This window comes from Enterococcus sp. 9E7_DIV0242, assembly GCF_002140975.2.
Taxonomy (GTDB): Bacteria; Bacillota; Bacilli; order Lactobacillales; family Enterococcaceae; genus Enterococcus_L; species Enterococcus_L clewellii.
The window spans coordinates 631,833-645,562 of sequence record NZ_CP147247.1 but is presented as its reverse complement, the minus strand read 5'-3'; the positions used below and the strand labels follow the sequence as shown (position 1 = coordinate 645,562).

Annotated in this window: 12 protein-coding genes; 8 read left to right on the top strand and 4 right to left on the bottom strand. The window is 41.5% G+C overall.

Annotation, left to right across the window (positions count from 1 at the left end):
• Positions 1-343 precede the first annotated feature (343 nt).
• The 5 genes from phnC (at position 344) to A5888_RS03110 (ending at position 5,142) form a co-directional block, all read left to right on the top strand.
• Positions 344-1,105: a phosphonate ABC transporter ATP-binding protein gene (gene phnC / locus A5888_RS03130; RefSeq protein ID WP_086347786.1), complete on the top strand. Its 762-nt coding sequence runs from the start codon at positions 344-346 to the stop codon at positions 1,103-1,105.
• 2 nt (positions 1,106-1,107) lie between these two features.
• Positions 1,108-1,887 carry a phosphonate ABC transporter, permease protein PhnE gene (gene phnE, locus A5888_RS03125; protein WP_086347785.1) on the top strand — a complete coding sequence of 260 codons (780 nt, stop codon included), beginning with the start codon at positions 1,108-1,110 and terminating at the stop codon, positions 1,885-1,887.
• On the top strand, positions 1,884-2,666 hold the full coding sequence (gene phnE / locus A5888_RS03120) for a phosphonate ABC transporter, permease protein PhnE (RefSeq protein WP_086347784.1): 783 nt from the start codon (positions 1,884-1,886) through the stop codon (positions 2,664-2,666). The genes phnE (A5888_RS03125) and phnE (A5888_RS03120) overlap by 4 nt, the downstream gene beginning before the upstream one ends.
• 2 nt (positions 2,667-2,668) lie before the next feature.
• A complete protein-coding gene (locus A5888_RS03115) occupies positions 2,669-3,484 on the top strand; it encodes a metallophosphoesterase family protein (RefSeq protein ID WP_086348338.1) in 816 nt (271 codons plus the stop codon).
• A 110-nt stretch (positions 3,485-3,594) separates the two neighbouring features.
• Entirely contained in the window at positions 3,595-5,142 is a 1,548-nt protein-coding gene (locus tag A5888_RS03110) for a bifunctional metallophosphatase/5'-nucleotidase (protein ID WP_086347783.1), read from the top strand.
• Between the two features lie 157 nt (positions 5,143-5,299).
• On the opposite strand, the gene A5888_RS03105 is transcribed toward A5888_RS03110, so the two are convergent.
• Positions 5,300-6,121: a helix-turn-helix transcriptional regulator gene (locus tag A5888_RS03105; RefSeq protein ID WP_086347782.1), complete on the bottom strand. Its 822-nt coding sequence runs from the start codon at positions 6,119-6,121 to the stop codon at positions 5,300-5,302.
• A gap of 150 nt (positions 6,122-6,271) precedes the next feature.
• Between A5888_RS03105 and A5888_RS03100 the strand changes: the two genes are divergently transcribed.
• Positions 6,272-8,014 carry an ABC transporter ATP-binding protein gene (locus tag A5888_RS03100; RefSeq protein ID WP_086347781.1) on the top strand — a complete coding sequence of 581 codons (1,743 nt, stop codon included), beginning with the start codon at positions 6,272-6,274 and terminating at the stop codon, positions 8,012-8,014.
• Entirely contained in the window at positions 8,015-9,796 is a 1,782-nt protein-coding gene (locus tag A5888_RS03095) for an ABC transporter ATP-binding protein (protein ID WP_086347780.1), read from the top strand.
• 80 nt (positions 9,797-9,876) lie between these two features.
• On the opposite strand, the gene A5888_RS03090 is transcribed toward A5888_RS03095, so the two are convergent.
• Positions 9,877-10,257: a hypothetical protein gene (locus A5888_RS03090; RefSeq protein WP_086347779.1), complete on the bottom strand. Its 381-nt coding sequence runs from the start codon at positions 10,255-10,257 to the stop codon at positions 9,877-9,879.
• 197 nt (positions 10,258-10,454) lie between these two features.
• Here A5888_RS03090 and A5888_RS03085 point away from each other — a divergent pair, with 197 nt between their 5' ends.
• Positions 10,455-11,057: a YitT family protein gene (locus A5888_RS03085; protein ID WP_086347778.1), complete on the top strand. Its 603-nt coding sequence runs from the start codon at positions 10,455-10,457 to the stop codon at positions 11,055-11,057.
• Between the two features lie 644 nt (positions 11,058-11,701).
• On the opposite strand, the gene A5888_RS03080 is transcribed toward A5888_RS03085, so the two are convergent.
• Entirely contained in the window at positions 11,702-12,259 is a 558-nt protein-coding gene (locus A5888_RS03080) for a BMC domain-containing protein (protein WP_086347777.1), read from the bottom strand.
• Positions 12,256-13,608 carry a 4Fe-4S dicluster domain-containing protein gene (locus A5888_RS03075; protein ID WP_086347776.1) on the bottom strand — a complete coding sequence of 451 codons (1,353 nt, stop codon included), beginning with the start codon at positions 13,606-13,608 and terminating at the stop codon, positions 12,256-12,258. Before A5888_RS03075 ends, A5888_RS03080 begins: the two co-directional genes overlap by 4 nt.
• Between the last annotated feature and the right edge of the window lie 122 nt (positions 13,609-13,730).

Genomic DNA, 13,730 nt, shown 5'->3' with positions numbered 1-13,730 from the left:
ACTCGTAGGCCCTAAACTGCGACGAGCCACAAGCGAGAAGGCATCAGTGGTAAACCACTGTGTTTCAAGACTCTTCGATAATAAGTCGAAATTGTTTTCTTGTTAAATACGGTTAACTCCTGTTAGGAAATGAATTTTTACAAATTCATGGTATTGTCGTTGGACATACCATTCCACTAGAAAATCCTATATTAGTGGAACTGGCAACTCGTCACAGTTAAGTTCCTGTAAGTGTTGAGAATCACTAGTTTGTAAGCAAAATAGCTGATGAACAATACCTACTTTTGGTGCTTGACACTGAACACTTCTGTTCCGACCTTGTCGTTAAAAATGGAGATAGCTAATGATTATTTTTGAGAATGTTTCGAAAGTTTATCCCAATGGGGTAAAAGGATTACAAAATATTAATTTGACGATTGAAGCGGGTGAGTTCGTTTCTATTATTGGGCTAAGCGGTGCAGGAAAGAGTACACTGCTGCGTTCGATCAATCGACTGGTTCCGATTACAGAAGGGGATATCCGGATCGATGGGATGTCAATTACTCGTGCCGGTAAAAAGGAGCTACGCTTACTTCGCCGGCAGATCGGCCTAATTTCACAAAGCTTTAACCTTGTGAGACGCAGTACCGTTCAGAAAAACGTTTTATCTGGACGATTGGGTTATTATACAACCTTAAAAAGTATTTTCGGTTTATTCACAGCTGAAGATTACCAACGGACAAAAGATGCTTTGGAAACAGTTGGATTATCAGATAAGCTGCATTCTCGTAGCGATGAATTGAGTGGTGGACAACAACAACGGGTCTCCATTGCTCGAGCTTTAGTTCAGCAAGCATCTATCATTTTAGCAGATGAGCCTGTTGCTTCATTAGACCCAATCACTACCCAAAAGGTCATGCAGGACTTGAAAACGATCAATCAAACGACGAATAAAACAGTTATTGTCAATCTTCATTCGGTCCCGCTTGCCCGTGAATTTTCCACACGAGTCATTGCTTTGAAAGCCGGAGAGATAGTTTTCGACGGTTCACCTGTCGCTTTAACAGATGAACGATTAGAAGAAATCTATGGTAAAGCGATCTTTGAAGAAAGGGCAGGGGAATAACTGTGAAATTGAAAGAGACGGTTCATTTCAACTGGTATAAGCACCTGCTGCTTCTAATTATTTTGCTGGCTTGCTTTTTTAGCAGCATGCGGATCACAGGGGCTGATTTTTCAAAAGTATTCACAAACTCTAGTCAAGTCACCGCTTTTTTATCACGCTTTGTGCATCCTGAGTTTAGTTACTTGAACAAGCTGATTGCTCCTATGATCAAGACACTACAGATGTCTTTACTTGGGACAACGATTGGTGTGCTTATTGCGATACCGGTAAGCTTTCTTGCGACAACAACTATCACAGAAAATCGCTGGGTATCAACGATTTTCCGCTTTTTTTTAGGAGTAGTTCGGACGATTCCTACGTTACTTTTGGCAGCATTGTTCGTTGCTGTTTTTGGTATTGGCGAGGCGACCGGGGTATTGACGATTGCTGTTTTTACTTTTGGTATGGTGTCACAGTTGATGTTTCAAGCCATCGAGACCATCGATTTTGGTCCTATTGAAGCAGCCGCTGCGGTGGGGGCGAACAAATTACAAATTGCCATTTGGTCCGTTGCGCCACAGGTGATGAGTCAATTTGCCAGCTATGCTTTTTATGCGTTTGAAGTAAATGTACGGGCTTCAACGGTCCTTGGTTATGTTGGTGCTGGAGGGATTGGAGTGATTTTAAATTCTTCTTTGGCACTATTAAAATATGAACGTGTGTCGATCATTATTTTGACGATATTAGTGACTGTATCGATTGTCGATAAATTAAGTGAACGAGTTAGGAGGTCCTTTTTATGATACTCCGTGAGGTAAGTAAAAAAACGTGGGGCTTTTTAGGACTATTGCTTGTTTTGCTGGTTTGGTCTGCTTTGAGTATTGATTATTCTGGATTAAGCACCTTCTCTGTTTCTATGGGACTGGATGTTTTGCGGGGATTAAGTCAGCCAGATTGGCGCTTTTTCTATGACGGAAGTGGAGAGGATCTCGTTAGTCTACTGCTGTTGACAATTGGTATTGCTTGTCTAGGTACCATGTTGGCAACTGTTTTAGCTCTTCCTCTGACACTGCTTAGTGCAGTAAATTTGTGGGAAAATTATCCATGGGTGACGAAAATAGGGAAATTTGTTTGCAATGTGTTACGCGCATTTCCGGAACTAGTTTTTGCAATTATTTTCGTAAAGGTAGTTGGTCCGGGACCATTTGCCGGAGTCATGGCTATCGGTATTCATCAAGTAGGGATGCTTGGAAAGCTATTTACTGAGGAAATGGAAGCAATGAATGAGGACTTAGTTGAGGAAGCAGAAGCAATTGGTGCGAACTTCTGGCAAACCATTTTCTTTGTAAGAGTGCCTCATTTGCTGCCGATATATAGCTCACTTGCGTTAAACCATTTTGAGATTGCGGTCAGAAGTGCCGCTACTCTTGGATTGGTAGGTGCTGGTGGGATCGGTGCACCATTGATTTTTGCCATTCAGACTCGTACGTGGAGCAAAGTAAGTATTATTTTGATTGGTGTTGTAATCACCGTGTTCCTTTTGGATCAGGTGACGGGAATAATAAGAAAGAAATTGAGATGAAAATGAATTTATTGCATATATCAGATATACATTTTCGTAGAGAATACGAAGCTTGTGACGAAGGTTATAAGGGAATGCTGGCAAAAATGAAGAGCCCATTGATTCAGCTGGAGCAGTGTTTGCAACGGGTTCTACAACAAGAAACGATCGATCTTGTGATTATCAGTGGTGACCTAACAGATGATGGCGAGGTTGAGGACTACCGTTTTTTAAGAAACTGGTTACAGTCTGTTCTCGGTGATACAGCGATCGTTGTTACTCTAGGGAATCATGATATTAAAAGGAATTTTCGGATAGGCTGGTGCGAAGAAGCAGCTTCTGATCTTCCTTACAATCAAGTGAGGAAGTATCCGGATTTTACCATAGTATCCTTTGATAATTCCTCTTATGGGCAGGCAGATGGTGTAGTGGATGAAGAGCAGTTTCAGTGGTTAGAAAAAACATTGGCAGAGTTAGGCAATGAGCCGATTATTTTAGTAACACACCACCATTTACTGTCTTACCAAAGCAGCATAGCGAACTGGCCGGGAGCTGAGCGATTTTTGACCTTACTTGCTTCTTCGAATATCCTCTGCATTTTAAATGGACATACCCATCATTCCTTCATAGGGAATATCAATGGGATTCCGTATTTTACTGTTGCGAGTATGTCCTTTGCCGGAGAGGATCTAGGCGAAGGAATCGTTCGTTTTGAAGAGTGTTATGGGTACAATCTATATCATTTTGAACAAGGGAAGATGCTGCACCAAAGCTCTGAAACAAATTTTTCAGGACAAGTATTGAAGGTACTGGATATGGGAAGCGGACTCGATGACTAATTCTATCAGTTCTGCAAATACATGTGTATAAAAAGAGGCGGGAGGCTGCATTGCCCGCTCTTTTTTATTAAGCGATCATAATAGACGTATTTAAAAAGGAGTAGTAAAAAATGAAGCTTACCTTTTTTGAAACAAGTGATATACATGGTTATGTGTCGCCAACAAATTATGCGGATGAGTATAATTTAGGCATAGGTGCTGCAAAAGTCGCAGCAAAGCTAAAAGAATTAAAAGAAAAAAACAATGGTCCGGTAATCATGATTGAGAATGGGGATTTTATTCAAGGCTCTCCGCTAAGCTATTATGCTGCAAAAAATCAACAACGGGTGAGCGAATTGACTGGTGTCATCAATGCGATGTCGTATGATGTGCAAGTACTAGGGAATCATGAGTTCAATTATGGGTTGGATTATTTGAAAAAAGTGATCGACAATTATAATGCACCCGTTCTGGCCGCTAATATTCTGAATGAAGAAGGACAGCCTTATTTTGGCAAAGGCTATACAATCATTGAAAAAGCAGGAATCAAAATTGCTGTTTTAGGGTTAGTGACACAATATATTCCACATTGGGAACATCCAGCTTCTATTCAGGGGCTGCGATTTGAATCTGTCGTAACAACAGCGCAAAAAATTATTCCCGATCTGAGAAAGCAGGCGGATATCGTCGTAGTGAGCTATCATGGCGGCTTTGAAAAGAATCTTGAGACAGGAGAAGCAACCGAATTACTGACCGGGGAAAACGAAGGCTATGAATTGTTGCACGAAGTTGCTGGTATTGATGCGCTATTTACGGGACATCAACATCGAGAAATTGCTGCAGTTGTCAATGGCGTCCCTGTTGTTCAGCCAGGATATCGCGGCAGTCATATAGGTGAAATCCAGTTGACCGTTGAAAAAAGAGACGGTCAGGTCGCTATTACAGAAGCGGATGCCCGGCTTCATTCGGTTGCTGAGGCGGCTGCTGACCCAGAAATTCTGGCACTTGCAGAAGCACTTGAGGCGGACTTGGAAGAATGGCTGGACCAGCCATTGGGGAAGGTTACAGGCAATATGACGATCATTGATCCGATGCAGGCCCGAATAGTTGAACATCCTTATATAGAATTCATTAATCGGGTACAGCTATCAGCCAGTGGTGCTGCGATATCTGGCACAGCATTATTCAATAATGAAGGAAAAGGGTTCAATGAAAGCATCACGATGCGTGATATCATCACAAACTATGTTTATCCAAATACCTTAGCTGTTGTGAAAGTCACTGGAGCAGAGTTGCGCGCAGCATTAGAGCAAACTGCAAAATATTTGGCGGTCGTGGATGACAAAATCGTTTTTAACCCAGCCTTTATTGACCCCAAACCACAATATTATAATTATGACATATATGAAGGAATCGACTATACCATTGATGTTAGTAAGCCAGAAGGGCAACGCATCACACGCCTGTTGTTTCAGGATGAGGTGATTCAGCCAGAACAAGAGCTGGAGGTCGTTACGAATCAATACCGTGCAGTTGGTGGTGGAAACTACTCGATGTTTACAGCGGAGAAAATAATACGGGAAATTCAAATCGATATGACCGAATTGATTGCAGACTATCTAAAACAGCACCCGGTGATTCAAGCAGAAACAAATCAGAATTTTCAAGTGATTATGTAGCAGCCATTTTTTTCTGAGCGGCTTATCGCTAAAAAGTGACACTTCAAAAAAACAATGAACAGCCATTTGTTTGCGGCCGTCATTGTTTTTTTGCATAGCTTTGTTGTATGTCTTTCAAAGAAACATAGGTAGGATAATTCATTATCTGGGGCAACGCTTAAACCTTTGAGGGCGATATCCCGTAATATTTTTTAAAGAGCTTACTAAAATGATAGGCATCTTCGTATCCCACTGTTTGAGCGACTTCTTTGATGCTAGTCATTGCTTCACTTTCCAATAGATTTTTTGCATGCTTCAACCGAATTTGAATCAAGTAATTGATAGGACTACTACCGGTGACTTCTTTGAAAACCTTTGATAAATGAGTGGGGCTGACATAAAAGGTCGTCGCTAATTGTTCGAGTGTGATCTCTTCAGTGTAGCAGTTTTCTAAAAAATAGATGGTCTGATTAACTAGATTTTGTTTGCGTTTGGCAGAATTTGAGAGTGTTTGGGGAATGATTTCTTCCCGTTTTTGATCAAGGCTTCGCAGGATCAACACGAGCATCTCAATCACTAGAGCTTTCCCCATCAATTGAAATTCTGCCCTTCGATCATTGAATTCCTGAGCCAGTCGCCACGCTTTTTCCAGAAACTGACTATGATATTCACCGAGATCGATCAATGCTTTTTTATTAGGAAAGTGGTTTCTGGGCAAGCCATCCAGTGAAACATTATTGATTCCGATATGCAACTGATGAGAATAAGTACCCTCTGCTTGAGATTCTGAGTGTTGAACCCCCGGATTGAAGAGCATGATTCGACCGGGGCCAAGACGAATGGCCTCGTCTTCGATCACGTAGTCTGTTTCTCCTTCTAAAATAATACTGATTTCCATGAACTCATGCGCATGTTTCTTGGAATAATGTGTGGCATCATTCCAAGGATCAAAGGCATAAAGAATGTCAGGATTGAATAACTGAACATTTGTATAAGCCATGTGAACCCTCCGTGTTTTCTAGTAATATTATCCATCATTTTGAGTAATAATGACCATTTCATTTTACTTCCTTGAAGACTATTCTATACTTCGAATGAGTCAATAAGCAACCTATTTATTTGTTGGAATTTGAATGTCAGGAGGGAGAAAATGAATAATTATCAATGGATTTGGCAGTATGCGCGAAAATACGGCAGTAAAGCTGTTCTAGCTCTTATATTACTTTTATTGAATGCAGGATTGATTGTTGTCAATCCGTTGGTCGCTGGACAAATCGTAGACCAAGTCATCACACAGAAAAAAGCAGAACTTCTCGTACCACTTTTAGGGGTCATGGTAGGGATCACATTGTTTCGAACGATAATCCGCTATGCGTATCAGATGATGTTTGAACGAATTGGGCAGAACACACTATTTGAACTGCGTCAGGACATGTACCAAAAGCTACAGGAGTTGGATTTTGATTTTTTCAATCATACGAGAGTGGGAGACATCATGGCGCGTATGACAGGGGACACGGATGCGATCCGCCACTTTGTTTCGTGGGTCGTGTATAACATTTTAGAGTGTATCCTATGGTTCACTTGTGCAGTCGTTGTGATGGGCAGCATCAGTTTACCATTAATGCTGGCACTAGTTGCAGTTACACCGCTGATTTTCATTTTGACGAAAAACATGGCAAGAAAAGCACATCCGGTCTTTTTTGATATTCGTGAAAGCTTTTCCCGCTTGAACTCGATGGTTGAAGAAAATATCGGCGGCAACCGTGTGGTCAAAGCTTTTGCACGAGAAGCGTATGAAATTGAGAAATTCAATACCCATAATGAGGACTACAAGCAGCAGAATATGGCGGCTGCGAGAGTGTCAGGTACGTATCTACCTTGGCTGGATGGTCTGGCAGGCAGTTTGAACGTGATTGCGTTGTTGCTGGGCGGCCTATTTGTGATTCAAGGTAAATTAACATTGGGTGAGTTGATCGCCTTCAATGGTTTTTTATGGATGCTGAATCAACCGATGCGAATGAGTGGTTGGCTGATCAATGATGCCCAACGCTTCTCTGCAGCATGCATCAAAATTCGTCAGATGCTCAATACTGAACCGCAGATTCCTGTTGAAATTCGATCAACAGAAGAAAAGATTCAAGGCTTTGTTTCATTTCAACATGTTTCATTCCATTTTTCGGATGATCCTAATACAAATGTTTTAAGTGATGTGTCCTTTGATATTCAACCAGGTCAGACAATTGGTATTCTAGGGGAAACAGGCGCTGGAAAAACGACACTGGTCAATTTGGTCGGGCGCTTTTATGATCCGACAGAAGGGCAGGTTTTGATTGATGGTAAGGATGCGCGCTCGTACCCTGTTCGTCAGCTGAGAGAGAGTATTTCTATGGTTATGCAGGATGTTTTTCTATTTTCTAACACGATTGAAGACAATATCGCTTTTGGTAACCCATTTGCAGAAACAGACTATATTCAGCAAATGGCAGAAATTGCCGATGCACATAATTTCATCTCAAAAATGCCGGAAGGATATGCCACGGTTGTTGGAGAACGAGGTGTGGGTCTATCCGGAGGACAGAAGCAACGGATTTCACTGGCACGGGCTTTGGCAAAGGACCCGGCTATTCTAATTCTGGATGATACGACATCGGCAGTTGATATGGAGACAGAATCCAAGATTCAAAAAGAACTTACAAAGCTGACTGAGGCAAAGACGACCTTTATTATTGCTCATCGGATTTCATCTGTACGGGAAGCGGATATGATCCTGATGATGGAAAAAGGACATGTCGTCGAGCAAGGAACCCATCAGCAGCTAATTGCACAAAAAGGCCAGTATTACGAGGTGTATAAGAAGCAGCTGGGTATAGAAAAGCAGGAGGTGAGCTAAGTGGCACGAAATCGTTTTGATGAGGATGAAACACTAAAAGAGGAATTCAATTGGGGACATTATAAGCGAGTTGCAGCCTACATCCAACCGCACAAACAGGCGATAGGAAAAGTACTACTTGCAATTATTGTTGCTAACGTATTAGGCATGCTAGGCCCGTATTTTACGAAGCTTGCGATCGATGAGGCCTTACCTCAAAAAAATAGCTCATTGCTCTGGCTGTTGAGTGGGGTATTTCTAGTGTCACTAATTATTATGGGATGGCTATTGCGCTATCGTATTCATGCAATTACGGAAATTGGTCAGGATATTTTGAAAGATATGCGGTCTTCCATTTTTGAACAGCTGCAACGACTGCCATTCTCCTACTTTGATAATCGCCCACATGGAAAAATTTTGATTCGCGTCGTGAATTATATCAATACGTTGAGTGATTTGTTGAGTAACGGGCTGATCAATCTGATCTCTGATATTTTTAATGTCATCATTACGTTGATCTTCATGTTCTTTATCGATGTTAAGCTGACCTTGTATAGCTTAGTGCTGCTTCCGTTGCTATTTGTAATTGTTATGGTCATTACAACGAAGCAACGAAAAGCGTATCAGGTACTCAGTAATAAGCAGTCTAATCTGAATGCATACATCCATGAAAGTATTTCAGGAATCAAAATTACTCAATCCTTTGCGCGAGAAAAGGAAAATTTTCAGATTTTCAATGAAGTAAGTGAGGAATACCGAAGCTCTTGGATGAAGGCTGTGAAAATTCAATTCTTACTGTGGCCCGGTGTTCAAAATATTGCTGTCATGACGACCTGCTTGATCTATTTTATTGGAATTCGTCAGGTGGGTGTTTCGGTCAGTACAGGAACCTTGATTGCCTTTATCGGGTACATCAACAATTTTTGGAATCCGGTTATCAATATTGGAAATTTTTATAATTCATTAATTACAGCGACGGCCTATTTAGAAAGGATTTTTGAAACATTAGATGAAGTACCTGATATTCAAGATTTGCCAGATGCCAAAAACTTGCCGACAATCTCAGGGCAGGTAGCCTTTGATCACGTAACATTTCGATATGAACCAGGGAAAAACATTCTGACGGATGTTAGCTTTGAGGTCATGCCCGGACAGAGTATTGCATTGGTCGGGCCAACAGGTGCCGGTAAATCAACAATCATTAATTTACTCAGTCGCTTTTATGATGTCAATGAGGGCAAAGTCACTGTTGATGGTCACGATGTTCGTGAGGTAACATTGGCTTCGCTACGAAAGCAGATGGGTGTCATGCTACAAGATACCTTTGTTTTTTCCGGTACGATTTATGAGAATATCCGTTATGGTAAGTTGGATGCAACGGAAGACGAAGTGATTCAAGCAGCAAAAATTGTTCGAGCACATGCATTTATCAAAGACTTGAAGGATGGCTATCAGACAGTGGTGGAGGAGCGAGGCAGCACCTTATCAGCCGGTCAGCGGCAGCTGATCTCCTTTGCCAGGGCTTTGCTGGCGAATCCTAAAATTTTGATACTGGATGAGGCGACCTCAAGCATTGATACGAAAACAGAGACATTGCTGCAAGAGGGATTGCAGGAACTGCTAAAGGATAGAACCTCCTTCATTATCGCCCATCGCTTATCGACGATTAAAAACAGCTCAATGATTTTTTATGTCGATGGCGGGCAAATTGCTGAGGCAGGAACTCACGAGGAGCTGATGGCTCAAAAAGGTTTGTATCATCATCTTTATCAGTCTCAATATGATTTATTGCAAGTAGGCTGAAATAGACAAAATAAAAAGAAGAAGTATCTGAGGTTTTCATAACTCAGACGCTTCTTTTTTTGTTTTAGTGGCATCAATAGCTACCGATCCCACGCTATAGTGGGGTAAAGCAGACTCGTTTGATCGACTGCGTGAGGGGTCTGGAGAAACTGATAATAATCATGGATAGCAAAATCGTTTAATTGTTTAAACATGAATGTTTCTGTCAAATTTTCATCCTCAAATAAGACAAGCATACGCATAATTTGTACTAGCTCAGCGTCTAATCGAATAATTTTGATGAGTTGGTCGTGAAAGTTTTCTTTTGAAATAGAATGGATCTGCTGTTTTAATTCGCTTCTTTTTTTCTCAAATACTGGTTGGAATATTTTTTCTACCTGATCGTAGTTTCTAGTTAATGCATACTGTTTTTTTCTTTCACCTCTACAAAAAGAAATGAAGTCTATTTCTTGTTGCCGCATGGTATCACTCCTCCTGATTTCAATCAAGCATATCAGAGGGAAACGTTACTTACGTAGATGGTCTTACATAACTGACCTTTTTTTATTCTCAGCAATCATTCTTTTCATACTGCTATGAAAAAGTTGGCATTCCTAAGGAGTAAACTTCTGTTAAAGTAAGTTGAAAAGACGCGTTATTTTTAGAAAGAGGGGATCGAATGAAGGCTGAGCTGAAAAAATTTCCGGGAATACTTGCAGGTATTCTCATTATCACTATAGGATTAAACTTTTTTCTACTTCCCCATAGTATTGCTTCAGCTGGAGTAGGGTCTATCGGCTATCTTATTGAAACCTTGCTATTCATAGATCGCACGATCGTTGTTTGGGGCGTAAATGTGAGTATGCTCTGTTTGGCCTTTCTATTTTTGGAAAGAGAGGTCTTCTTAAAAACATTGGTAGGTAGTTTGCTGTTTCCTATTATCTTGAACAGTGTTCCGGTTTTTGCTGTGACACGCTTTTTCGGAGTAGCATTGATCATGGGCAGCTTCTTGTTTAGCTTGGGAATATTTATTTTGTATCAAATCGGTGCTTCCAATGGTGGCGTAACAGTGCCTCCGTTGATTTTCAATCGCTATTTTGGTATAGATCGCGCAACAGGGGTCTTTCTGACAAATCTTATTATTATCTTTTTAAATCAGTTGGTTTTTGGTTTTCAAGCGGCCCTTGTGTCTGCTATCTCGATTTATTTGATTGCTTTTTTTATGAGAAAAATGCTTCAATTCCAAGAGGTAGGTAGTAAGAAGAAAGGCATCTCTAAATGAAAGAGGTTGGGACCGAAGCGGTTAGCTTCAAGCACCAAAAGTAGGTACTTTTCATCATCTGTTCTGCTCGAAAGAGCAGTCACAGTGATTCTAAGCAATAAGACGGAATTTACGAAAATTGTTCCACAAATTTTTGCTAACCAAGTAGGTATTGTTCATCATCTATTTTGCGTACAAACTAGTGATTCTCAACAATTTCGGCTTATTGTCGAAGAGCCTTGAAACACAGTGGTTTACCACTGATGCATTCTCGCTTGTGGCTCGTCGCAGTTTAGGGCCTACGAGTGTTGAGCGGACATCGACGCAGCTCGCTGCTAGTAGTTGCTGCCTCTGCGATTAGCTAATTCTTATTAAGGGAGGAATTTTCTCAAATTCCTTTAACTATCCTTACGCATACCATTCTACTATTATCTTTCCAGTCTACTAATTTTCAAGTAGATGAATGGTGGAAAGAATGTCTAGCCTATCTAGCAAATAAGAAAAGTAGAACTGGCAACTCGAGGCAAAGCAGGACATTTGAACCGCTTTTCTGATCCACCGTTTATTCGGAATTAGGCATGCTAAAAGTCCGGAAATTTATTTATGTCCCGGACTCTTTTTTGTATCCTATTTAGCTCTTTTCAATAAAGCGTTTATTCCTAGGATTATTGAATCAAACTGTCGATAAGCTCTTTGCTTGGATTAGGAAGTACAAGCTTATTGATCAATACAGCTTCATCTTTAGCTCCTTCAACTCCAGCAGCGACGGCTTCAGTCACTGAAGCAACGTCGCCTGTGAAAACAACAAAGGATTTGCCCGCAATACCTGTTCCTAATTGAATGGAAATCAGTTGAATATCTGCAGCCTTTACTGCAAAGTCTGCAGCGATGATCGAACCACTAGCAGAGTAGTATTCAATGACACCAAGTGCATGAATCTGATCTGGAATACGAGACATATTAATCGCTCGTACCACCTCAGGATGAATGCGGGCAATCACTAAATGCCCGACTACATATCTGCCGCCAATTGACATTCCGGTTTCGATCGAACGCTCAACAGCATCTACTTTGCCGCAAATCATGGTGTAATATTTCCCGGGACAGCTTGCTTTTGCCATGATCAGCTGAGTGTCAGCGGCCTTCAGCATAGAATCAACAGTTTCAATTCCTTTGGCAATACTATTCAGTTCTAAAAAACCAATTGTATCCATTTGCTTCATCGTGTACTCATCCTTTCAATAGTGATCTGCTGGTCACTGATAGCTGTCACAGTGCCGCTGATACTCGCATGTATTTGTGCCCCCAATGATTTTTCTGGGACAGTAGCGATAATAGTACCAACAGTAACGGTCTGAGCAAGGGTCACTGTCGGTATGGACGGTGCACCAATGTGCATAGCGAGCGGAATCGTTACTTTTTCCGGCTCATAGCTGATACAGTCATTGATTTGAAGTCCTTCATATTCTTTAAGTCCGTTTTTCAGCAAAATATTTCTCGGAGGTACTTTTTGATACTCTCTCAAAGGTGCTGGTGTACAGGCTACATTTGTTGCGGTTCGACGAATGCCCTTTTCTGCCAGCTTCTTTTTTACGTAAGTGTTTACCTGGCGAGGCATCAAGCCCATCGGACAGGCAACGACCTCACAGACTCCGCATTCGCAGCAAAGTAAGGCTTCCTGCCAAATCGGGTCGTCTTCGATATCCTCCGGCATTTCAGTAATCGCTAAATGGCGCATCACACGATGGGGATGGATGGGATGGCCCAGTTGAAAACGAGGACATAGCTCTGTACAAAGTCGGCATTGAATACAGGACGAGCGTGCGGTGTTGATGACTTGTTTGAGGTCTTTTTCTAGCAGCTCGTGGATGAAATCCCGCGGTTCCAAGATGATGATTCCGGACGTTGTTTTTGTCACTAATTGCTGGTCAAAATCTTCTTGTTTTCCGGCTTTGCCCATCATTGGGCCGCCGTTGATATACATAAAGGAAGGGATAATACTGCCGCCGGCGAGACGGAGGCACTCTGTAAAGGAAGTACCGATCGGCACATGAAGAATCGTGGGCCTAGCGACCGCACCAGTAACTGTCAAATACTTATGTGTAACAGGTGTACCTTGGGCAGCTTGATAAATATTCAACATGGTTGCGATATTCGAAACGATACATCCTACGCTTAAAGGAATCCCACCTGGTTCAACGACTCTGCCTGTCACTTCATAGACCATGACCTGCTCATCTCCGGCAGGATAGAAATTGTCCATTTCAAAAATTGAAATCGGCACTCCCACACGCTGAATTGCTGTGTTTAGTGCTGCAATCTCTTTGAAATAGTGCGCTTTGGTTGCAATAATGATTGAGTCCGCTTGAATCGCTTTTCCAACTGCGTAGATAGCTTCAATACATTCATCTGCAAATTGATTCATGATATAATGATCCGTTTTTAACAGCGGTTCACATTCCGCAGCATTGACGATCAGATACTCTGCTTTGGCGTTGAGCTTGACTGCAGTAGGAAAACCTGCACCGCCGCATCCAACGATCCCCGCCTCAGTTATTTGTTCTAATAGCATAATAGACCTCCATTTAATACAACGAAAGAAAACGCTGTCACTATAAGTATTAATTTACTTGAAATAAAGGAGAAAAACAATTGGTCAACGAATGGTTCACAAATAAGTCCAATATAGAGTCT

What these genes read in the sequence shown, in the direction of transcription:
- phnE (WP_086347784.1), top strand. Translation starts at nt 1,884, where the DNA reads ATGATACTCCGTGAGGTAAGTAAAAAAACGTGGGGCTTTTTAGGACTA.
- phnC (WP_086347786.1), top strand. Translation starts at nt 344, where the DNA reads ATGATTATTTTTGAGAATGTTTCGAAAGTTTATCCCAATGGGGTAAAA.
- A5888_RS03085 (WP_086347778.1), top strand. Translation starts at nt 10,455, where the DNA reads ATGAAGGCTGAGCTGAAAAAATTTCCGGGAATACTTGCAGGTATTCTC.
- A5888_RS03075 (WP_086347776.1), bottom strand. Translation starts at nt 13,608, where the DNA reads ATGCTATTAGAACAAATAACTGAGGCGGGGATCGTTGGATGCGGCGGT.
- A5888_RS03080 (WP_086347777.1), bottom strand. Translation starts at nt 12,259, where the DNA reads ATGAAGCAAATGGATACAATTGGTTTTTTAGAACTGAATAGTATTGCC.
- A5888_RS03105 (WP_086347782.1), bottom strand. Translation starts at nt 6,121, where the DNA reads ATGGCTTATACAAATGTTCAGTTATTCAATCCTGACATTCTTTATGCC.
- A5888_RS03100 (WP_086347781.1), top strand. Translation starts at nt 6,272, where the DNA reads ATGAATAATTATCAATGGATTTGGCAGTATGCGCGAAAATACGGCAGT.
- A5888_RS03090 (WP_086347779.1), bottom strand. Translation starts at nt 10,257, where the DNA reads ATGCGGCAACAAGAAATAGACTTCATTTCTTTTTGTAGAGGTGAAAGA.
- A5888_RS03110 (WP_086347783.1), top strand. Translation starts at nt 3,595, where the DNA reads ATGAAGCTTACCTTTTTTGAAACAAGTGATATACATGGTTATGTGTCG.
- A5888_RS03115 (WP_086348338.1), top strand. Translation starts at nt 2,669, where the DNA reads ATGAATTTATTGCATATATCAGATATACATTTTCGTAGAGAATACGAA.